Below are 21,875 nucleotides of genomic sequence, written 5' to 3'. Positions count from 1 at the left end.
ACAATTCCGGGACAAACACCCGTGTTGCGGGGCCGTACGGTCGTGGTCGGAAACGCCGGGAAAGGGGGGCTGTGATCAGCCGAAGGCCAACGCCACCAGGCTCGAGCACAACAGCACCAGACCGCCTGCGGTCAATGCCAGGAAGCCATCGGATACGAGGTCATGGTTACGCATTGGACACCTGCCGCTCTCGTCTGCGATGCTCGATCGGATCGCTTGAAATTGCCCGAACGTGCCGTCTTGAAAGAGGTGATGCTTGCCGCCCGCGCGAGTGCCTCAGGCCCTCGTACGGTAACCTTCAAACGCATGGGCCAGGAAGATCCCCGCGCTTACCAGACCCATCAGTGCCGAAACCGTCTCGATCATCGTTAAATTCCAAATCCCGCCCTTGCATGCGAGAGAACGCGTGCGGCCTTGCACAGTCAAAAGAATTCCAGTGAGTGGCGCGACAATGGGGGTGGAGTGAGGATTTAGCGCAACAGAATGTCCAGGAGTGGCACAGAGCAGGTGCCTGTGCTCCGTAGATGAACGGGGGAAAGCGAACGCGCCGTTTACCATCTCCGTGCGATCGCCGCGGGCTCCCCATTTCCGCCGTGTTCGGGTTGCGATATCGTCACGACGTCCGAAGCGGTGGTGGGCCGCCTCGGAGCAAAGGACCGGACAGCGCTCCCCGTCGAAGCGGGGTGGGTACGCCTCCGGCGAAATGGTATTTGGGGCGAATGGGGATCCGACGGTCAGATTCGGTATTGCGGGCCGCGCGTGGTGTTGCGGCGGCCGCGACCTGCCTCGCGCTCGCCAATTGCGCGTCCTCCAACAAATTCGCCAGCCGCGTCGACCCGAAATATGGCGTGTCCTCGAGCCCCCGGGTCGTGGCTTTGGGTGATCCGGTCCCCAAGGGCGGCGGCACCTACCGCGTCGGCAAGCCCTACGTCGTCGCCGGCCGGACCTATGTGCCGGAGGAGGACGTCAACTATCGTGCCGAGGGCATGGCGTCCTGGTACGGCGACGATTTCCATGGCCGCCTGACCGCCAATGGCGAGGTGTTCGACATGGCCTCGCTCACGGCGGCGCATCCGACCCTGCCGATGCCGTCCTATGCCCGGGTGACCAACATCTCGAACGGCAAGTCACTGATCGTCCGCGTCAATGACCGCGGTCCCTATCACGGCAACCGGCTCATCGACGTCTCGAACAAAGCCGCCGAACTCCTTGAATTCAAAGGCAATGGCGTCGCCAAGGTCCGCGTCGAATATGTCGGCCGGGCGCCGCTGGAAGGTTCCGACGACCGCCAGCTGATGGCGACCCTGCGCACCGGGATCCCGGCGCCGTCGCCTTCGATGGTCCGGGTCGCCTCGGCAAGGCCATTCGTGCCGGAGCTGCCCTCGTCGAACCGTGGCGCCATCCGCGGCGAGGTTCCGATGCCGGAGGGGCGGCCCTACAGTCTCGGCAATACCTCGGCCGACATGGCCTCACTCAATGCGACCTCGGAAATGTCGGCCTCGAGCCGCAGCCGGGGCCGGCCGCTCCAGAACGCGCGCGCCGTGTCCTATGACGAGGACGGCCGCTACGCCACCGAAAGCGCGCCCTCGGCCGCCTATGCCTCCGACGGCGCCGCCGAGGCCCGCAGCATTCTGAGCGGCCGCGGCCTCTACTAAACCCGGACAATCACCGAGCGGTTCTGACGTCGCTGGCTAACGCCTAGAACAGGATTCGCGCCGGTTTTACCTTCGGCGCGGATTCGCCGAGACGGAGCAGGCGGGCGCCGCTCACATCGCAATGAAGAAGGACATCGGCTAGCGCGCCGACGCTTCGCGCAGGAATTTCACGAGCGCAGCGTTGACCTCGTCGGGCCGCTCCTGCTGCACCCAATGGCCGGCGCCTTCGATGATCAGTTTTCGTGTGAGATTTGGCAGCACGCGCTCGAGTTCGTTGACGCGCTTGGCGCCGATCAGGCCTGTAATGACGGCGTCTTTCGAACCGGCAATGAAGAGGGACGGCTGGTGGATCTGCGCATCCTGCCAGGGCGCCGTCAGCTCCCAGTTGCGGTCGAGGTTGCGATACCAGTTCAGCCCGCCGCGGAAGCCGGATTTGCGGAATGTCTCGGTGAAGTAGGCGAGGTCGGCCTCGCTCAGCCAGTCCGGTAGCGGCTCATCGGCAGTCGCGTGGCCGAGAAAGCCCTTGCCCTCCTGCACGAACATGGCCGCGGAGGGATCGGCGAGGCCGCGTCCGCCGAGCACGATGCGCATGGTGCGGGCGACGTCGCGCTCGAGCTCGACTTCGGCGACGCCGGGCACCTGGAAATACTGCCAGTAGAAGTTGGTCACGCCGCCCTGACGCAGCAGGTCGAGCGGCTTGCCGCGACCGCGGAATGGCGGTGGCACGCTCAGGCCCGCCACCGCCGTGAAGATGTCGGGGCGGAACAGCGCCGCGTGCCAGGCGACCGGCGCCCCCCAATCGTGGCCGACTACCATGGCCTTGCTCTCGCCAAGCGCCTGCACGAGGCCGACGATGTCACCGACCGTGTCGAAGATCGAATAGGCGCTCACGTCGGCCGGCGCCGCGCTCTGGCCGTAGCCGCGCATGTCGGGGGCGACGACGTGAAACCCGGCGGCCGCCAGCGCCGGGATCTGGTGGCGCCAGGAGTAGGACAATTCCGGCCAGCCATGGCACAGCATCACCAGCGGTCCCTGGCCGGCCTCGCGGATGAACAGATCGATCCCGTTGGCCTTGATCACGCGGGTGGAAGACATCGCTTTTCCGCCTTGTTTCAGGGGTTTGGTCGAGAAATATAAGGTGGCACGATAGGGGCGTGACGGGAATCGTGCAATCTCGGGTTCCGGCACCAGCCTCGTGTTGTTCGCGCCGGTTCCAACTGTTAGAACGCCGCTCTCAGGGCTTGGCCATGGCATTTCGTTTCATTTCGCTCCGTCGCAGCCGCTTCACCTCCGGCATGCTGGTGCGCGCGCTTGTCGCCGGGCTGCTGCTCGCGAGCCTCGGATGGTGCGGCGTGCTCTACGCAGCCAACCAAAGCATCCAGGGCGCCAAGAAGGCGGAAGATACCGGCTTTGACGGCGATGCCCCCACCGCGATCCTGATCGAGGCCTCCAGCGGCAGCGTGCTGTTCGAGAAGAACGCCGACGAGCTGCGCGCGCCGTCCAGCATGATGAAGCTGATGACGGCGGAGGTTGTCTTCAACGCCATCCAGAAGGGCGACATCAAGCTGACCGACGAATACCGGATCAGCGAGAACGCCTGGCGCAAGGGCGGGGCGCCGTCGGGCGGCTCGACCATGTTCGCCGCCATCAACAGCAAGGTCTCGGTCGACGATCTCCTGCATGGCGCGATCATCCAGAGCGGCAACGACGCCTGCATTGCGCTGGCCGAAGCCATGGCGGGCAATGAGCGCATCTTTGCCGCCGACTTCATGACCAAGCGAGCCCGCGAGCTCGGCATGACCAAGTCGACCTTCGGCAACTCCAACGGTCTGCCCGACCCCGGCAACAAGATGACGGTGCGCGAGCTCGGCATCCTCGCCCGCCACATCATCCTGGACTTTCCGGAGTTCTACAAACTGTTCGGCGAGAAAGAGTACACCTGGAACAAGATCCGGCAGCCCAACCGCAATCCGCTGCTCAACTCGATGGAAGGCGCTGACGGCCTCAAGACCGGCTACACCAAGGAGGGCGGCTATGGCATGGTCGGCTCGGCCGTGCAGAATGGCACGCGGCTGATCGTCGTCGTCAACGGGCTCGAAGACCCCGAGGATCGCGCCACGGAAGCCAAGAAGATGCTGGAATGGGGCTTTCGCAATTTCGAGACCCGCACGCTGATCGCGGCCGACCAGCCCGTCGGCTACGCAAAAGTGTTCGGCGGCGAGAGCCGTTCGGTGAAGCTGGTCGCCAAGACACCCGTGAAGGTGATGGTGCACAAGAACGGCAGCGACAAGCTGATCGCGCGCGTCGTCTATAGCGGTCCGGTGCGGGCCCCGGTTGAAGCCGGCCAGAGGGTCGGCGTGGTGAAGGTCTGGCGCAGCGGCAACATCGCGGTGGAGACGCCGGTCTATGCCGCCGAGGCAGTCGCCACCGGCTCGACCATGCGCCGCGCCATCGACGGCGCCAGCGAGCTCGTGATCGGAATGTTCCGCGCAGGCGCCGAGAAGCTCTGACCATGAGTGACAGTGCGGTACAGCGGCCGTCCGGACGCGGACGCTTCATCACCTTTGAGGGCGGCGAGGGGACTGGCAAGTCCACCCAGATCAAGAAGCTCGCCGACCGCCTCAAGGCAGCAAGGATGCGCACCCTTGTGACGCGCGAGCCGGGCGGCTCGCCGGGTGCCGAGATCATGCGCCATCTGGTGCTGTCGGGCATGGGCAAGCTGCTCGGCCCCGAAGCCGAGACGCTGCTGTTCGCGGCCGCGCGCGATGACCATGTCCACACCGTGATCGAGCCCGCGCTCAAGCAGGGCATTTGGGTGCTGTGCGACCGCTTCGCCGACTCGACGCGCGCCTATCAGGGCAGCCTCGGCAGCGTTTCTCCCGGTCTGATCAACGCGATGCAGCGCGTTACGATCGGCGATCTCAAGCCTGACCTCACCATCATCCTCGACCTGCCGGTCGAGATCGGTTTGCAGCGCGCCGCCGCCCGTCGCGGCAGTGGCACGCCTGACAGGTTCGAGGGCGAGCAGCTCAGCTTCCACCAGGGCCTGCGCGAGGCCTATCGCAAGATCGCCGCGGACGAGCCCGCGCGCTGCGTGTTGATCGACGCCAATTCCGATCCGGATACGGTCGCAGGCCGCGTCTGGAACGCACTGCGCGATCGTCTCCTTCCGACGCCGGCCTCGGTGGTGTCGGTATGAGCCCGCGTCAGGCAGAGCGCGAGAGCGCCATTCCGCATCCGCGCGAGACCAGCCGTCTGTTCGGCCATCGCGAGGCCGAGACGGCGCTGCTGTCGGCCTATCGCAGCGGGCGCATCCCGCATGCCTGGCTGATCGGCGGGCCGCAGGGGATCGGCAAGGCGACGCTGGCCTACCGCATGGCGCGCTTCGTGCTGGCGCACGGCCAGCCGCTGGCGGGCGTCGTGCAGCGCGCCGAGAGCCTGGCAGTCGACCCTGATGACGCCGTGGCGCGCCAGGTCGCCGCAGAGTCCCATGGCGGGCTGCTGACACTGGAGCGCACGGCGAACGACCGCGGCGTGATGCGCACCGTGATCACCGTGGACGAGACGCGCGAGACGATCTCGTTCTTCGGCTCGACGGCAGCAGCCGAAGGCTGGCGCGTTTGCATCGTCGATACGGTCGACGAGCTCAATCCGAATGCGGCTAACGCGCTTCTGAAGATCTTGGAGGAACCGCCGCAGCAATCGCTGTTCCTGCTGGTGAGCCACGCGCCCGCGCGCGTGCTCGCCACAATTCAGTCACGCTGTCGCAAGCTGCGCCTGCGGCCGCTCGGAACGGACGAGGTGATCAGTGCCGCCGCGGAAGCGGCCGGCCTCGCTCCGACCGACCTGGCGTTGCGCGAGGCGGCGGAGGCTTCGGAGGGCAGCGTCGCGCGGGCGCTGACGCTGCTCGGCGGCGATGCGCTGAAACTCCAGCAGCGCACGGCGGCACTGCTTGCGCGATTGCCACAGGTCGATCCGCGCGAATTGCACACGCTCGGCGATTCGCTCGGCACCAGCGACCGCGTCGCGCTTGCGGCCTTCATCGACGGCATCGACCGCTGGATCGCGGAACGGCTGCATGCGGATGAGGCCAATGCCAACCAGAACCTGCCGCGCCTTGCGCGCCTAGCTGAGGTATGGGAAAAGATCGTCCGCGCCGCGCGCGACACCGAAACCTACAATCTGGAGCGAAAGCCCTTGGTTTTCTCGGTGTTCGGCTGGCTGGCGGACGCAACGCGCTAGAGCATGATCCGGAAAAGTGTGTAGCGGTTTTCCGAGAGGATCATGCTCAAAACAATAACCTAACGCAGGTTCGCTTCCAAATTTTGAGAAGCCGGTAAAGGAATTCGTCGTGGCAACGCGAGCTAAAAAATCCGTCAAGCGCAAGAGCGGCAAGAAAGCTGCGAAGAAGGCCACCAAAAAGGCCGTGAAGGCGCTTGCGCGCAAAGCTGCCAAGAAGGTCAAGAAGACCAAGAAGGCTGCCGCCAAGAAGGGCGTGAAGAAGAGCGCTGCGAAGACGGCAAGGAAGGCCGGCAAGAAGGCTGCGAAGAAGCAGGTCGGCGCCAAGAAGGCGGTGAAGAAAGCGGCCAAACAGCCGGCCAAGTCTCCTACAAAGAAGGCTCCTGCGAAGAAGGCAAAGGTGACTGCGGCTGCCGTGACCGCCGCACCGACGCCTGTCGCCACGCCGCCGAAGGCTGTGAAGCCCAATGTGTCGAAACCCAAGGCGCCCCGCGCGCCGAAGCCGGTTGCGGCTCCGCAAGCCGCCGTGCCCGCAGCGGCCCCCGCGCGCGACAACGTCTTCTACATCACGACCGCGATCGCCTATCCCAACGGCAACCCGCATATCGGCCACGCCTATGAGGCGATCGCCACCGACACGCTGGCACGCTTTGCGCGGCTCGACGGCAAGGACGTGTTCTTCCTGACCGGCACCGACGAGCACGGCCTGAAGATGATTCAGACCGCGCAGAACGAGGGCCTGACCCCGTCCGCGCTCGCGGCCCGTAACGCGGCCCGCTTCAAGGCGATGGACGAGCGGCTCAACGTGTCGTTCGACCGTTTCATCCGCACCACCGAAGAGCAGCACCACCGCTCCACCCAGGAGATCTGGCGGCGCATGGAAGCGAACGGCGACATCTATGCCGACACCTATGCGGGCTGGTACTCGGTGCGCGACGAAGCCTACTACGCCGAAGACGAGACGCGCCTGAACGACGACGGCGTGCGCCTCGGGCCGCAAGGCACGCCGGTCGAATGGGTCGAGGAGAAGAGCTACTTCTTCCGCCTGTCCGCCTATCAGGAGAAGCTGCTCAAGCTGTACACCGATAATCCCGATTTCATTGGCCCGGACTCGCGCCGCAACGAGGTGGTGAGCTTCGTCAAGGGCGGACTGCGCGATCTCTCGATCTCGCGCACCACCTTCGACTGGGGCGTCAAGGTGCCCGGCGACGAAGAGCACGTGATGTATGTCTGGGTCGACGCGCTCACCAACTACATCACCGGGGTAGGCTTCCCCGACGAAAGCGACAAGAACTGGCGCTACTGGCCGGCCGATGTGCACATCATCGGCAAGGACATCATCCGCTTCCATGCGGTGTACTGGCCGGCGTTCCTGATGTCGGCCGGCATTCCCGTGCAGAAGCGGGTCTATGCCCACGGCTTCCTGTTCAACAGGGGCGAGAAGATGTCGAAGTCGGTCGGCAATGTCGTCGATCCCTTCAACCTCGCCGACCAGTATGGCGTCGACCAGATGCGCTATTTCTTCCTGCGCGAGGTGCCGTTCGGCCAGGATGGCAACTACAACCACGAGGCCATCGTCGCGCGCATCAATGCCGATCTCGCCAACGATCTCGGCAACCTTGCACAGCGCTCGCTGTCGATGATCGCCAAGCAACTCGGCGGCGTGCTGCCGGAGCCGGGTGAGTTCAGCGACAACGACAAGGCCATCCTGGCGATGGCCGACGGCATGATCGCAGCAAGCCGCGAGGCGATGGCGACGCAGCAGATCCATCACTGGCTCAACGCCGTATGGGCCGTGGTCGCGGAAGCCAACCGCTATTTCGCGGGCGAGGCGCCGTGGGCGCTCGCCAAGACCGATCCTGCCAGGCAGAAGACGGTGCTCTATGTCACCGCCGAGGTCGTGCGCCAGATTGCGATCCTGGCCCAGCCGGCGATGCCGACTGCCTCGGGATTGCTGCTCGATAGCCTCGGTGTCCCCGGGGGCGAGCGCAATTTTGCGGCGCTCGGCGGCGCCAAGCGCATCGCGCCCGGCTCGACGCTGCCCGCGCCGACACCGGCCTTCCCGCGCTACATCGAGCCGGCGGCCTAAGGCGTTCGCGCGATGCTTGTCGACAGTCATTGCCACCTGGATTTTCCCGATTTTGCGGAAGATCTCGACGGGATCGTGTCACGTGCGCGAGCGGCCGGCATCGGCCGCATGGTCACGATCTCGACGCGGGTGCGAAAGTTGAACCAGCTTCTGGCCATCGCCGAGCGCTACGACGACGTCTACTGCTCGGTCGGCACCCATCCGCACAACGCGGACGAGGAGGACGGCATCTCGCCGGACGAGCTGATCGCGTTGACGCAGCATCCCAAGGTCGTGGCGCTCGGCGAGGCCGGGCTCGACTATTTCTACGACAACGGCTCGCCGGAAGCGCAGGCGAGGGGCTTTCGCGCCCACATCGCGGCCGCGCGCGCGACCGGCCTGCCGCTGGTGATCCACACCCGCGAGGCGGACGAGGATTGCGGCCGCATCCTGGAAGAGGAGGTAGCACGCGGATCGTTTCGCGCCGTGCTGCATTGCTACACCGGCGGGCGCGAGCTGGCGCTGAAGGCGGTATCGCTCGGCCTGTACATCGGCTTCACGGGCATCCTGACCTTCAAGAAGTCGGAGGCGCTGCGCGCGCTCGCGGCCGAGTTGCCGGCTGACCGTATTCTGGTTGAAACAGACTCGCCCTACCTTGCGCCCGGCAAGTTCCGGGGCAAGCGCAACGAGCCGGCCTATGTGGTCGAGGTCGCAAAAGTGCTGGCTGAAGCGCGTGGCGTGTCGTTTGATGAGATCTCGCGCCAGACCACCGAAAACTTCTTCCGCCTGTTCTCCAAGGTGACAGCTTGATTCCGGGAGCCGCATGACGCTGACGCTGACGATCCTGGGCTGCGGCTCCTCCGCCGGCGTGCCGCGCCCGGCGCTCGGCTGGGGCGCCTGCGACCCGAGCAATCCGAAGAACCGCCGCCGCCGCTGCTCGCTGCTGGTCGAACGGGCGTCCGAGCACGGCACCACGCGGATCGTGATCGACACCTCGCCGGATCTGCGCGAGCAATTGCTCTCGACCAATGTCGACCACATCGACGCGGTGTTCCTGACCCACGAGCACGCCGACCAGACCCACGGCATGGACGACCTGCGCTCGGTCGTCATGCACATGCGCCGGCGTATCCCGACCTACTTCAACCAGTCGACCGCCAAGGACATCCTGTCGCGGTTCTCCTATTGCTTCATCGCGCCGGAGGGCAGCGACTACCCGCCGATCCTGACGCGGCATTCGATCGAGGCGGGCGAAAACCAGACCATTCTGGGGAAGGGCGGCGCCGTGACGATGACGGCCTTCCTGGTGCAGCACGGCAACATTCCCGCGCTCGGCTATCGCATCGGGGACGCCGCCTACACGCCCGATCTCAACGACATCCCGCGCGAGAGCTGGGGCGCGCTGGAAAACCTCGACCTCTGGATCGTCGACGGGCTGCGCTACACCAGCCATGTCAGCCATTTCAGCATCAACGACGCGCTGTCCTGGATCGAACGTTTCAAGCCGAAGCGCGCCGTCATCACCAACATGACGGCCGACGTCGATTACGAAGTCATCCGGCAGTCGCTGCCGCCGGGCGTGGTGCCGGCGTACGACGGCCTGCGGCTGGAGACACACTGAGCGCAGCAGCCTTGAAACGGGAGATCAGCTCAGGCGGTTATTGCCTTCGCCGATCCCACCTCGTTGCGCAGCAGGAATTTCTGGATCTTGCCCGTGGACGTCTTCGGGATCGGCCCGAACACGATTGCCTTCGGCGTCTTGAAGCCGCTCATGTGCGAACGGCAGAAGGCGATGATCTCGGCCTCGGTCGCGCTGGCGCCGTCCTTCAGCTCGACGAAGGCGCACGGCACTTCGCCCCATTTCGGATCGGGCTTGGCGACCACGGCGGCGAACAGCACCGCCGGGTGCTTGTAGAGGATGTCCTCGACTTCGACCGAGGAAATGTTCTCGCCGCCCGAGATGATGATGTCCTTGGAGCGGTCCTTGATGATGACGTAGCCGTGCTCGTCGAGCACGCCGAGATCGCCGGTGTGAAACCAGCCGCCCTCGAAGGCCTCCTTCGTCGCCTTCTCGTTTTTGAGGTAACCCTTCATGACGATGTTGCCGCGGAACATGACCTCGCCGATGGTCTCGCCGTCGCGCGGCACCTCCTGCATGGTCTGCGGGTTGATGACGGTGACGCCTTCCTCGAGCGGGTAGGGCACGCCCTGCCGGCGCTTCATCCGCGCACGTTCGGCCGGCGGAAGCTCGTCCCAGCCGGGCTGCTCGGCGCAGACGGAGGCGGGGCCGTAGACCTCGGTCAGGCCATAGACGTGGGTGAGCTTGATGCCGATGTTTTCCGCGCCTTCCAGCACCGCAACCGGAGGCGCGGCGCCGGCGATCAGGCCGACGACGCGGCGGGCGGCATTACCCGTTGGCGTTTCCTTGGGCGCGTCGGGGGCGTTGATCAGCGTGTTGTAGACGATCGGCGCGCCGCACATGTGGGTGACGCCGTGCTGCTTGATCAACTCGAAGATCTTGGTCGGCTCGACCTTGCGCAGGCAGACGTTGATGCCGGCCGAGGCCGCGATGGTCCAGGGGAAGCACCAGCCGTTGCAATGGAACATCGGCAGCGTCCAGAGATAGACCGGATGCTGGCCGAGATTGCCGGCCAGGATGTTGCTGACGGCGTTGAGATAAGCGCCGCGATGATGCGTGACGACGCCCTTGGGATTACCGGTCGTGCCCGAGGTGTAGCTCAGCGCGATCGCGTCCCATTCGTCCCTGGGCGGGATCGCGGTGAAATCAGGATCGCCCTGCGCGACCGCGGCCTCATACTCGATCTCGCCGATGCGCATTCCCCCCTTGAAGGCGGCATCGTCGACGCCGATCACGAACGGCTTCGGTCCGCTCATCTGCGCGAGCGCGTCGGTGATGACGCCCGAAAACTCGGGATCGACCAGGATGATCCTGGCCCCGCCATGATCGAGCTGAAAGGCGATCGACGGTGCATCGAGGCGGATGTTGAGCGCATTGAGCACGGCGCCGGTCATCGGCACCGCGAAGTGCACCTCGTTCATGGCCGGGATGTTCGGCAGCATCGCCGCCACGGTGTCGCCGACGCCGATGCCCTTGCCGGCGAGATACGACGCAAAGCGCCGGCAGCGCTCATAGGTCTGCGCCCAGGTGAAGCTGCGGCCCTCATAGACCGTGCTGACGTGATCGGGATAGACCGCGGCGCTGCGCGCGAGAAAGCTCAGCGGGCTCAGCGGCACGTAGTTGGCGGGCGTCTTGTCGAGGCCGATATTGTACGGGTTCTGCCGTTCGCTCATCGACACCTCCTCAAAGCGCTTCAAAGAAATCCGATCGAGATCCAGGGGAAGATCGCGACGATGATCAACCCCACCAGCAGCGCCAGCAGATAGCCCCAGATCGGCCTGATGCCTTCGGCCGGGTCAACGCGTCCGATGGCGCAGGCGGCATAATAGCCGACGCCGAAGGGCGGGGCGAATAGCCCGATACCCATGGCCAGAATGATCACCATCGCATAGTGCACCTCGTGCACGCCGACGGCGCGGGCGATCGGGAACAGCAGCGGCCCGAACAGCACGATCGCCGGGATGCCCTCCAGCACGCTGCCGAGAATGGTGAAGGCCAGGATGGACACGGCGATGAAGGTCGCCGCGCCGCCCGGCAGTCCCGTCATGGCCGCCGCCAGCGAGCGCGAGAAGCCTGACTGCGTCAGGCCCCAGGCCATGCCGGTGGCCGTGCCGATGATCAGGAGGATCGCGCCCGACAGCGCCGCGGTCTCGACCAGCATCGGAAACAGCCGCCGCCAGTCGAAGCGGCGATAGACCAGGAGGCCGACCAGGGCGCCATAGACGATGCCGATGGTGGAGACTTCGGTGGCGGTGGCGATGCCCTCGACCACGGCGTAGCGGATCACGAAGGGCAGCGCGAGCGCGGGCAGGGCGACGATGAAGGTCCTGCCGACCTCGCCCCCCGTGGCACGGCGGACATGGCTCATGTCCTCGTGTCGGTAGCGCCACCACACCAGCATGCAGAGCGTGATCGCGAGCACGACGCCCGGCAGCAGGCCGCCGGTGAACAGCGCCGCGATCGAGACGCCGGTAACCGAGCCGATCGTGATCAGCACGAGGCTCGGCGGAATGGTCTCGGTCTGGGCCCCCGTCGCCGCAAGCAGCGCGACGAGATCGCCGGGACGGGCGCCACGCTGCTTCATCTCCGGGAACAGCACGGGCGCGACCGCGGCCATGTCGGCGGCCTTGGCGCCGGAGATGCCGGAGACCAGGTACATGGCGCCGACAAGCACGTAGTGCAGGCCGCCGCGGACATGACCCAGCAGGCTCGCCAGGAACGCCACCATGGCCCGCGCCATGCCGGTCATCTCGATCAGCAGGCCCAAGAACACGAACAGCGGCACCGAGAGCAGGATGAGATGGCTCATGCCCTCGTCCATCCGCCCGATCAGCACCATGACGGGCGTGCGCGTGGTCAGCGCCAGATAGCCGAAGATCGCGAGGCCAAAGCCGAACGCAATGGGAACGCCGGCAAAGACGCAGAATCCGGCGACGCCGACGAAGAAGATGACAAGGTTGAGATTGCCGAGCGGCCGCAGATATGGCTGCGCCAGCCAGAACAGACCGACGACGACGGCAACGGAGATCACGGCCGTCAGCACCATGCGGACATCGGCGGCGCGCAGCAGCCGCAGCAGCGCGAACGCCGCCATCAGGCAGATGCCGGCCGGCAGCGCGGCGGCCCGCCAGATGTTCGGGATCTGGAGCGCCGGCGTGGTGATGAAGCTTTCCTCGTAAGCGTAGTCCCAGGACGGCCACACGATCAGCGCCAGAAACGCCAGCGCCGCAGCGGTCGCGACCAGGTCGAGATAGGCCCGCATCGCGGGTCCGGCGCTTGCGACCACGGCGGTCATGCGCATGTGCTCGGAGCGGCGGAATGCGACCGCCGCGCCCAGCATGGCCAGCCACAGGAACAGGATCGAGGCGAGCTCGTCCGACCAGATCAGCGGTCGGTGCAGGCCGTAGCGCGCGACCACGCCGGCAAACAGGATCGCGATCTCGGCGACGACCAGGGTCGCCGCGGGGATCTCGACGGCGAGGCCGAGGAGGCGTTCGAGCGAAGCCAGCAACGGAGGTCGGCGAGGGGACTGAACAGCCACCTCGCCCGCCGCTTCGGTCACCTCAACCTCGACATGAGCCATGACGGCCCCAACGCGTTACGAGAGCTTGCCGACGGCCTTCTCCAAGAGGTCCCAGGCCTGATCGCCATATTTGCCTTTCCACTCGGCATAGAAGCCGGCGGTCCGCAGCTTGTCGCGGAACGGCGCAACCGCGGGCTGGTTGAAGGTCAGGCCCTTGGCCGCGAGCTCCTGCTGGAGATTGGCATTGAGCTTGGCGGTATCCTCACGCTCCTTGACCGCGGCGGCGTTGATGTTCTTGGCGACGATCGTGCGGACGTCCTCCGGCAGCGCGCTCCAGGCGCGGCGGTTGGCCAGGAACCAGAAGCCGTCCCACATGTGGTTGGTCAGCGAGCAGTATTTCTGCACCTCGTAGAGCTTTGCGGTCGAGATGATCGCCAGCGGGTTCTCCTGACCCTCGACGATCTTGGTCTGGAGCGCGGAATAGACTTCGCTGAAATTGATCGAGGCGGGCGCTGCATCGAACGCCTTAAACATCGAGGTCCACAGCGGCGACACCGGCACGCGGATCTTGAAGCCCTTGAGGTCGTCGGGACCGGTGATCGGCCTGGTCGAGGACGTGGTCTGGCGGAAGCCGTTGTCCCAGATCTTGTCCATGACCTCGAGGCCGGCCTTCTTGATCTCGCCGCGGACATGGGCGCCGAGATCGCCGTCCATGGCCTTCCAGACCGTGTCGTAGTCCGGGAACGCGAAGCCGATGCCGTTGATGGACGCGGCCGGAACCAGGGTCGACAGGATCAGGCCCGACAGCGTGAAGAACTCGACGCCGCCGGAGCGGATCTGGCTCAGCATGTCGGTGTCGGAGCCGAGCTGGTTGTTCGGAAAGATCTGAAGGTCGAACTTGCCGTTCGTCTCGCTCTTGATCGCCGCCGCCATCTCCCTGGCGCGCACGTTCAGCGGATGGGTGTCCGGCAGGTTATTGGCGTATTTGTAGCTGAACTCGGCGCTCTGGGCGCGGGCCACGTGGGGCGCGCTGAGGCCGCCCAGGACCGCGGTCGCGGCGGAGGCCTTGAGAAGCGTGCGTCGGGAAAAGCTCATGGGTCTGCTTCCTCGGAAGGTTTGTTGGGGTTCTGAGACGCAAACCTATACGGACGGAAGGTCAGAAGGTCATCTGCGATCTCGCGAAGCCTCGCTTATTGCAGCCGGACCACGTCACCGCAATATCGCTTTCGGCACATGGAGCCGGATTCAAAAAGCGAAAAACAACCCCATGCACAGTAGCCGTCAAGAGTTGGGACGACGTTCGAGGGCCGAGCCGAAAATCGCGCTGGAGCGAAGCCGGGATGTCAGGAATTCCGTCTAAATATTTGATCTGATTGTATATAAAGATATTCCATAATATACCTTATGCGAATCATGGATATGGTCGTGCAGGTCAGGCCAGCCAAATCCGCAGCTACCCAGAACCCCGCTCCCGGCGGACAATCGCGGCGCGCTGCGACGATCCGACGGTCGCTCGGATGGTCGCAGGCAAGAACACAGGCGGTCCAAACCGTCGCCTATTGGGAGGTCCATCATGGAGCTGAACGTCGCCGGCGCGACCGGCTCGCGCGCCATTCCATTCGATGCCGCCAAGCTCGACCGCCTGATGGAAGCAGCCGGCCTCGACGTACTCATCGCGACCTCCAAGCACAACGTGCAGTACCTGCTCGGGGCCGAGCGCGCGATCTTCTTCGACTACATGGATGCCATGGGCGTCAGCCGCTATCTGCCCGTCCTGGTCTATCCCAAGGGCGCGCCGGAAAAGTCCGTCTATCTCGGCCACCGCCTGGAGACCCATCAGCGCGTCGTGGCGCCGCCCTGGGTGCCGCAGGTCCGGACCGAGTCCAGCGGCTCGGTCGACGCGATCACGCGGGCCGTCGCGGCCCTGAAGGACGCCGGCGTGCCGATGAAGCGGGTCGGGGTCGAGATGGCGTTCCTGCCGATGGATGCGGGCCGGGCGCTTGCCGACGCCCTGCCCGGCGCCGCGCTCAAGGACGCCCTCCTCGTCCTGGAGCGTCTGCGCGCGGTCAAGTCCGCGGACGAACTGGCCAAGCTGAAGACTGCGTCTGAATTGGTGATCGCCGCGATGCTGGAGGTGATCGCCGGGCACGGTCCCGGCACGACCAAGCAGCAATTGTCGGACGCACTGCGCATCGCCGAGGTCAACCGCGGGCTCACCTTCGAATACTGCCTGCTGGCCTGCGGCAACAGCCACAACCGCGCGCCGTCGGCGCAGCGGTGGGAGCAAGGCGAGGTGCTGTCGCTCGACTCCGGCGGCAATTTTCACGGCTATATCGGCGACCTCGCCCGCATGGCGGTGCTGGGCGAGCCCGATGCCGAGCTCAGGGATTGTCTGGCCGAGATCGAGGCGGTGCAGCGCGCCGCCTTCGCCGCGGTCCGGCCGGGTGCCATGGGCGGCGACATCTACGTCGCGGCCAAGCGGCAGCTCGCCCAGATCACCCAGCGTGATTGCACCGATTTCCTCGCCCACGGCATGGGCCTCGTCAGCCACGAGGCCCCTCGCCTGACCGCCACGGGTCCGGTTCCCTATGACGACACGGACGCACGGCTGCCGCTAGAGCCCGGCATGGTGGTCTCGATCGAAACCACGATGAAGCATCCGAAGCGCGGCTTCATCAAGCTCGAGGACACGGTCGCGGTGACGGCGGCCGGCTACGAGATCTTTGGCGAAGGCGGCCGCGGCTGGAATCGCGGTGGGAGTGCGCTTTGATCTGACTGGGTCGCACGCCGGCTGAGGCACTCTGCGTGATTTCTTGCGCACGGCTTCCGCCCAAGCGCATTGTTTTTCGTTCCATCAGTGCACGCGCAAAAAACAAATCGGCGATCGCGGGAACCCTTGTCGGTCCGCCCTGTTCATTCTTTGTCCGATCCGGACGCGTAACAATTGGTGGATACTATGAAAAGAATTTTATTGGCGGCAGTCGCCGTTCTCGCATTCGCTTCTCCGTCAGTCGCAGCTGAGACGGGCAAGACCGTTGGCCAATCGCCCTCCTCGTTCTACCTGGCTCAGGATACCGCGACCATGAAGTGTCAGATCGTCGAGAGCCAGCCTGCCGGCGGCACCATGAAGGTTGTCGGCGCCGCTCACACGACAAAGGCTTCGGCAGAAGCAGCTATGAAGGCGGACAAGACTTGCGCCAAGTAAACTTGTGCCAAGTAACTTGCGCCAAGTAATCGGCTAAGTCGGAGCGTGAGTACGGAGGCGGGTCTGTGAGTTCGTTAGAACCACGAATCCTCAAATCCGCCGCCACCAGCGCCCCTCAAGAGTGCCCCGCGTCGAGCTTCTTTCTCGGCCAGTGGCACGCAAGTGACTTGCCGCTTGAGATGCTCCAAATTCGAAAGGATACGATCATGAACCAGCAGACAATGAAATGCGTGGTTGCCGTCTCGTTCTTCGGCGCGGCGATCCTCGGCTCGGTGCTCCCGTCAGGGGCAGCTCCGATCTCGCCGAGCACGAGTCTCCTGAAGCAAGCGGTTTCTTCGTCCGCAGTGACAGAGGTCTACTACAGACGCCACTACCGCGGTCGCGGCTACTACGGCGCTCCCGGGGCCGCAATCGGGCTCGGCATCTTGGGCGCCGCGGCTGGAGCCGCCGCCTATGGGGCCTACGGGTCCAGCAATTACGGGCCCGGGTACTACGAGCCAAGGTACGCTGCGCCAGGGTACTACGGCGACGCCTATCCCTATCGCCGCCAATACTACTCCCCGTACTGAGGGCACGAATGACGCTGTTTGGGCGCGGCAGTCTCTGTCACTGACCCTTCCCAATCAGCGTGCCATCGAGCGCGCGCTTGATCACCCGTTGCGGCTACGTGCTGAACCGTAATGCCAGATACTCGCGTGAGGGGACGATCAGCGGCTGAGGGCGGCCGCGGCTGGAATCCCGGCGGCACTGCGCGCTAGGCTGAAATCATCGTACTGAGCGCTCGCATGCTCGGCGCAAACAGGACTGCAACCCCCTTGAAACGGATAAATTCCTCCAACCGAAAGGTCACGGAGGCGTTGTCCTTCAGAGGGACAAAGAACTGGGTCTCAGCCTTCGGATATTGGCGATTCCCGGTCAGGGCATCCTGGGCGTTGTATCCGTTCGGGAGCTTCTTGTAGGCATCGGCGAACTCCGTCTTCTGCATCCATCTCAGGATCGTGTAGAATTGCTCGTTGATCCTGGCGAAGTAGAAGAGACCGACGATGCCGCGATCTTTGCCATCGTCCTGCACGCCGTCCAGGCGGGGCCCATAGGAGAATCCGCGGCGGATGACGCGCGGCGGCCCTTTCGGAAAGCGAACCTGATTGGCATATTTCATCGGCTGATCGCGGCAATTGGCAATTCGAATGTGAGCCCCGAGCGGGCATTTGACGCCATTCGGATCGTCGCCATAGCCGAATGAATCATCCAATTGCGGGGTCGACGGCGGTGCGTCCGGAAACCTGGACAGCGGCGATCCGTGCCGCCAGCGTCCCATGAGCTTTGCGGCGATCCACTCCTCGGCCAGTTCCGGGCCGACATGCGGCGCCGCCAGCGGCGCGTTGTCCTGGAGGAATTTGTTGAAGCCCGCGACGTCCTGATACACCCACGACAAGCCGACAAAGGAGCCATCCCGTGCAAAGTCCTGCCATGGGCCGGGATTGTGCGGCGCCGTGGGAAACGCTTCGTTCGGATAACCGACGACGATCTCGCGACAGTCGACCGTGCCGGGCGTGCCAGCGTCCTGCCAGTCGATGTTGGGGGCGGTGATTCCATCCCGGTAGCCGAAATGCAGGCGGCCGTCGGCCGGCAGACTGCCGGACAGCGCGCTGTCGTCCCAACCTTCGAGCGCTAATTCCTGCACACCGAAGCTTGCCGCCGACTGTCGCAAGTCTGCGAGGCAATCGGATTTCTGCTCGGCTGTGTCGAACCCGATGTGGATGGCGAGATCGACATCACCCGACTTGAACTTGCCATCCCACCACGCAGCCGGAGCGCTGGTTCCGGAGAAACCGAGTTGCTCCGCGACGCCGCCGTCCGGCGCCTGCGCCGGATCCACGAAAAAGACGTCGAACTCCCGACGCCCCTGCGCCACGTCGAAGCCGGGACGCCCCGCCATCAGCGCCTCTATACCTTTCCAACTGAACATGAAGTGGAAGGCCGGCCCAGCGGGGTCCGGCGCCCTTCCCGCCGCAGTCCGCGGTATCCATTGGCGCAGGAATTCCCGGGCGCGGCCGGCGTCGCCGAACTTGAACAGCAGCACCGCGAGCAGCGGCTTGGTGGAGCTTCGGGCAACGATCGCCTGCAAATTGGCAAGATCCACCATCGCGTCTGTCCTTGTGGGAACGCTCAATAGCCAGCCACAGAGCCGGGCACGTCGCTCAACAGGCGAGCGAATGTGCCCGCAATGCTATTTCCCGAGCTTTGTCAGGATGTCTTCGACCGTCATGTGGTCATAGGCCGAGAACAGCCAGCCGGACGGATTGCCGTTGATGTCCGTCGAATTGTCGGTCGCCTTGCCCAGCGAACGCTCGTTGCGATTCTTGGAGAATTCGAAAAATGCATTGGGGTTGGTGACGTCCAGCTCCTTGTCGCCCATATCTGCCAGCGAAAATATCGCCGCAAAGACCGGGGTGAGCTCGCGCCGGAAGAATTCGGTGTATTCCTGATGCGAGCCCTCATATTCGGTGATGACCTGGATGTACTCGGTGCCGATGACGACGACACGCGCAAAATGAACGATCCTGGATTTCTTCAGCGCCGCTTCGTTCAAGGGCTGAACCTTGTCGGCGAAGATCGCCTCGAGGTTCTTCAATTGCGCCTGTGTCGCGGCATCCTGTTTGATCTTCAGCGTGAGATTGAGCGCATGGGTCATGGGAAATGTCCTTAAAAAATACAACTTTGGGATGTTATCATTGCAGCAGGGAATTGAAAGCGAATCTTTTCGCCGAATGCGGATGCCCCGCGTCATTATGGCGTCTGTGCTGACATTTTTGGTTGTCCTTTGATGTGCAAAGGCACCGGCCGGCCAAGGTCGTGACGATGCAGCAAAGCTAGCGCAGCGGCAGCAGGTCCAACTGGCTCTGCGCCTTCTTGACGGCGGCCGCGAACCAGCCCTGGCTTGGTGCTTCCTTGGCGAAGCACGCCGTGAAGGCCGTCATCGCGTTATCTTCGCGGGTCATGTCGCCGCGCGGATCCTTCTTGTCGACGGGCCTCGCCATCATCTGCTTCCAGACCTTCTCGCAGGCCGGGATCGGCGTCGTCTTCACGGCGTCCGATGAGGTGAGAAAGAAGACCTTCTCGCCCTGGATCGCGACGACGTCGATTTCATGCGGCGGTCCCTTCAGATCGCCATTGCCGCGCACGCCGAGAACGGCGACTGCGGCGCTCGCGGATGCGGGCTTGGTGACCGGCAGCTCGGCATATTTGGCGAACGCTGAGTCCTGGATCGCTTGATAATAGAAGCGATCCGACTTGAATGCGGCGCCGGTCTCCTGCGGCATGCCGTCCTCGCGATGCTCGCGCAGCCAGTGCTTGAGCAGCGCCATGGTCGTCACCACGGCTTGCAGCTTGTCGCCTTCCGACGCGAAGCCGAGCCCATCGAGATGGCCGAAGCCTGAGTCACCCTTGAAAAGCGTATCGGCGTTCGACTTGCCCTCTGCCGGAAGCCCCTTGATCGCGACCGGTCCCACCAAGTCGCGCAACACGCCTGTCAGCTCGTTGAGCGCCGCATCGTGCTGCCTGGAGGTCTCGTCGTTTTCCGTAGCCTTCGAGAACTCTGCGATGTAGCGATCGCGCAGCTCGAGATAGCGCTGCTCGGGAGTGGCCGCATGGGCAGGCGCAGCCAGGACGAGCAGGCAGAGTAAGGCAAGGCACTTCATATCGATCCCACGAAGCAAGAGCTGTCTTTAGTCTTGGTGCCTCTGTTTCGCGGGAAGGTTCATCCGTGGTGGTCGCCGCGCCGTCGTGGGGCCCTGCTGCGCCGGCGCAAGTGGACCGCGATGGTCAACGGTTCTTCGAATATACCGGCTCGCGATGAACTTCGCGGCCGTTCTCATCGGTGACGACGATCCGGAGATCTGGATGTCCTCCCGGCCTCTTCGTGCGAACGTCTTCCGCCAGGCTCTTGCTGTGGGCAATGGCGGCGCCGTCGCTTCCAAACTCCAGACCTGACTTGTCCCGAGCCGGAACGCCATCCTTCATGTCGAAATAGTAAGTGCGCATCACAATCCTCTCGCGTCCACCTGTCCTGGAGTGCCTGGCCCTCTTATCGGAGAGGACAGCAAACATGGGCCTCCAAGCCCTGGCTGACGCAACTGCAAATCGGGTTAAACACCCCGCGAAGCTAGCGAAGGTTCCCAGGGGCGGATTTGATTCCGATCAACGCGTAAGCCGTTGCGATCACCGGCGGGGGCGTGAGCGCCCTACTCCGCCGGCGTGAGCTGCCGGCTCAGGCGCATGGCGGCGGTCTCGCGCACCCGGACACGGGCGCGGCGCTTGCGCCACCAGATCACGACGCCGGTGACCGAGAGCGCGGCCACCACCAGCCCCATGATCGAGATCAGGATGCGGCCGAACAGTCCGACTATGCGGCCTGAATGCAGCGGAAACTGCGCCTGCACGAAGATGTCGGCGGCGGTGCCGACCCATGGCAGACGCGCGCCGAGCGGACGGCCGTCCTCGCTGTCGTAATAGAGCTGCGCCGGGCCGACGCCGCCGGCGCCGTGGTCGTCGCCGGGATGGAAGTAGGCGGCGGCATAGACCCCGTGAGCGGGGCCGTAGCTGAGCGCGCCGACCGGAGTGGACCACCCTCGCCCCTTGCCGTCGGCCGCCGCGCGCGCGGCAATGTCGGCAAATGTCACCTTGGGCTCGATCGGATTGTCGAGATCGCGGTACGGCCGCTGCTCATACGGCGTGGGCGTGTAGTTCGACACCATCTTCATCAGCGGCGAGAACACCTCGAAATAGAGGTTCAGCGAGAACGCCGTGAAGGCGATGACGAACAGCACGCCCCAGGTCCACAGGCTGAAGGCGCGGTGGATGTCGAAATTGATCCGGTAAGCGCTGCCCGACGTCTTGATGGTCCAGGCCGGCGCCCAGCGCGCCCAGAAGCCGCGTTCGAGCTGGCGCGTGACTTGCGGCGCCCGCGCGGCCTTCGCGCTGCGCCGTGACGGCAGGGTCAGGTAGAGGCCGACGAAGCAGTCGATGGTCCAGATGATGGCGATGATGCCGAGCAGGCGCATGCCCCAACGGTCGCTGCCCCAGAACTCCGGGATGTGCATCGTGTAGTGCAGCTTGTAGAGGAACGAGACGAAGTTCTCCCGCGTCACCGGCCACACCGCGCCCCAGTAGCGCCGCCCCAGCTCGACGCTGGTGTTGGGATCGAGGAAGACCTGATTGTAGTCGAGGGCATAGCGCTTGCCGGTCGCGGGATCGATCCGCGGCATGATGAAGAACCACAGCGAGTGGCCCTCCTCCGGCGTCATGAAGAGATAGACGACGCGCGCGCGGGGATCGCGCTGCTCGATCAGCTTGGCGAGCTCGATCGAGGGAATGGCCGGTCCCTTGCTGGTGGCGTCGAACAGGTGGCTGTTCAGGACGTCGTCGATCTCGTGATCCCAGGAAATGATCGCGCCGGTGATGCCGGAGAAGAACAGGAATCCGGCCGTGAGCAGTCCCGCCCAGCGATGCAGCCTGCCGAATATCGCTCTCATCGTCGTCTCTCA

The 21,875-nt window shown here is 64.6% G+C and carries 19 protein-coding genes; 10 read left to right on the top strand and 9 right to left on the bottom strand.

All coding sequences use genetic code 11. From position 1 onward, the window contains the following. Positions 1-719 precede the first annotated feature (719 nt). A complete protein-coding gene (locus AAFG50_RS21580; protein WP_049832503.1) occupies positions 720-1,655 on the top strand; it encodes a septal ring lytic transglycosylase RlpA family protein in 936 nt (311 codons plus the stop codon). Between the two features lie 138 nt (positions 1,656-1,793). On the opposite strand, the gene AAFG50_RS21575 is transcribed toward AAFG50_RS21580, so the two are convergent. Further along, entirely contained in the window at positions 1,794-2,750 is a 957-nt protein-coding gene (locus AAFG50_RS21575) for an alpha/beta hydrolase (protein WP_028174035.1), read from the bottom strand. Between the two features lie 152 nt (positions 2,751-2,902). On the opposite strand from AAFG50_RS21575, the gene AAFG50_RS21570 reads away from it, so the two are divergent. From AAFG50_RS21570 to AAFG50_RS21545, 6 genes are all read left to right on the top strand, one after another. Further along, on the top strand, positions 2,903-4,165 hold the full coding sequence (locus AAFG50_RS21570) for a D-alanyl-D-alanine carboxypeptidase family protein (protein WP_028174036.1): 1,263 nt from the start codon (positions 2,903-2,905) through the stop codon (positions 4,163-4,165). 2 nt (positions 4,166-4,167) lie between these two features. Then, positions 4,168-4,854 carry a dTMP kinase gene (tmk, locus tag AAFG50_RS21565; protein ID WP_028174037.1) on the top strand — a complete coding sequence of 229 codons (687 nt, stop codon included), beginning with the start codon at positions 4,168-4,170 and terminating at the stop codon, positions 4,852-4,854. After that, complete coding sequence (locus AAFG50_RS21560) at positions 4,851-5,897, top strand: DNA polymerase III subunit delta' (protein WP_028174038.1); 1,047 nt, start codon at positions 4,851-4,853, stop codon at positions 5,895-5,897. Before tmk ends, AAFG50_RS21560 begins: the two co-directional genes overlap by 4 nt. Before the next feature lie 109 nt (positions 5,898-6,006). Continuing rightward, the gene (gene metG / locus AAFG50_RS21555; RefSeq protein ID WP_097532087.1) at positions 6,007-7,983 is read left to right on the top strand and encodes a methionine--tRNA ligase; all 1,977 of its coding nucleotides are present in this window, start codon (positions 6,007-6,009) and stop codon (positions 7,981-7,983) included. A 12-nt stretch (positions 7,984-7,995) separates the two neighbouring features. Continuing rightward, positions 7,996-8,772, top strand: a complete 777-nt coding sequence (locus AAFG50_RS21550) for a TatD family hydrolase (protein WP_011087286.1) — start codon at positions 7,996-7,998, stop codon at positions 8,770-8,772. Between the two features lie 13 nt (positions 8,773-8,785). After that, entirely contained in the window at positions 8,786-9,583 is a 798-nt protein-coding gene (locus tag AAFG50_RS21545; protein ID WP_028174040.1) for an MBL fold metallo-hydrolase, read from the top strand. Positions 9,584-9,612: 29 nt separating this feature from the next. Here AAFG50_RS21545 and AAFG50_RS21540 read toward each other — a convergent pair whose 3' ends face one another. The 3 genes from AAFG50_RS21540 to AAFG50_RS21530 are packed head-to-tail and all read right to left on the bottom strand — an operon-like array spanning position 9,613 to position 14,219. Continuing rightward, a complete protein-coding gene (locus tag AAFG50_RS21540) occupies positions 9,613-11,274 on the bottom strand; it encodes an acyl-CoA synthetase (RefSeq protein WP_028174041.1) in 1,662 nt (553 codons plus the stop codon). Between the two features lie 20 nt (positions 11,275-11,294). After that, complete coding sequence (locus tag AAFG50_RS21535) at positions 11,295-13,184, bottom strand: TRAP transporter large permease subunit (protein ID WP_028174042.1); 1,890 nt, start codon at positions 13,182-13,184, stop codon at positions 11,295-11,297. 15 nt (positions 13,185-13,199) lie between these two features. Continuing rightward, positions 13,200-14,219, bottom strand: a complete 1,020-nt coding sequence (locus tag AAFG50_RS21530; RefSeq protein WP_011087282.1) for a TRAP transporter substrate-binding protein — start codon at positions 14,217-14,219, stop codon at positions 13,200-13,202. Positions 14,220-14,697: 478 nt separating this feature from the next. On the opposite strand from AAFG50_RS21530, the gene AAFG50_RS21525 reads away from it, so the two are divergent. The 3 genes from AAFG50_RS21525 to AAFG50_RS21515 all read left to right on the top strand — a co-directional run bounded on the left by AAFG50_RS21525 (position 14,698) and on the right by AAFG50_RS21515 (position 16,898). Next, entirely contained in the window at positions 14,698-15,894 is a 1,197-nt protein-coding gene (locus tag AAFG50_RS21525) for a Xaa-Pro peptidase family protein (protein ID WP_028174043.1), read from the top strand. Positions 15,895-16,206: 312 nt separating this feature from the next. Next, complete coding sequence (locus AAFG50_RS21520; RefSeq protein WP_256380385.1) at positions 16,207-16,329, top strand: hypothetical protein; 123 nt, start codon at positions 16,207-16,209, stop codon at positions 16,327-16,329. 206 nt (positions 16,330-16,535) lie between these two features. After that, positions 16,536-16,898, top strand: a complete 363-nt coding sequence (locus tag AAFG50_RS21515; protein ID WP_231166479.1) for a hypothetical protein — start codon at positions 16,536-16,538, stop codon at positions 16,896-16,898. Positions 16,899-17,083: 185 nt separating this feature from the next. On the opposite strand, the gene AAFG50_RS21510 is transcribed toward AAFG50_RS21515, so the two are convergent. The 5 genes from AAFG50_RS21510 to fsrB form a co-directional block, all read right to left on the bottom strand. After that, on the bottom strand, positions 17,084-18,475 hold the full coding sequence (locus AAFG50_RS21510) for a hypothetical protein (protein ID WP_028174046.1): 1,392 nt from the start codon (positions 18,473-18,475) through the stop codon (positions 17,084-17,086). An 84-nt stretch (positions 18,476-18,559) separates the two neighbouring features. Next, the gene (locus AAFG50_RS21505) at positions 18,560-19,024 is read right to left on the bottom strand and encodes a hypothetical protein (protein ID WP_028174047.1); all 465 of its coding nucleotides are present in this window, start codon (positions 19,022-19,024) and stop codon (positions 18,560-18,562) included. Positions 19,025-19,202: 178 nt separating this feature from the next. Further along, on the bottom strand, positions 19,203-20,030 hold the full coding sequence (locus AAFG50_RS21500) for a hypothetical protein (RefSeq protein ID WP_028174048.1): 828 nt from the start codon (positions 20,028-20,030) through the stop codon (positions 19,203-19,205). Positions 20,031-20,154: 124 nt separating this feature from the next. Continuing rightward, positions 20,155-20,373: a hypothetical protein gene (locus tag AAFG50_RS21495; RefSeq protein ID WP_028174049.1), complete on the bottom strand. Its 219-nt coding sequence runs from the start codon at positions 20,371-20,373 to the stop codon at positions 20,155-20,157. A gap of 200 nt (positions 20,374-20,573) precedes the next feature. Then, complete coding sequence (gene fsrB / locus AAFG50_RS21490; RefSeq protein WP_028174050.1) at positions 20,574-21,863, bottom strand: siderophore utilization protein FsrB; 1,290 nt, start codon at positions 21,861-21,863, stop codon at positions 20,574-20,576. Between the last annotated feature and the right edge of the window lie 12 nt (positions 21,864-21,875).

Origin of the sequence: Bradyrhizobium sp. B039 (assembly GCF_038965675.1) — a bacterium.
Classification (GTDB): Bacteria; Pseudomonadota; Alphaproteobacteria; order Rhizobiales; family Xanthobacteraceae; genus Bradyrhizobium; species Bradyrhizobium diazoefficiens.
This window is presented reverse-complemented; position numbering and strand designations above follow the sequence as displayed.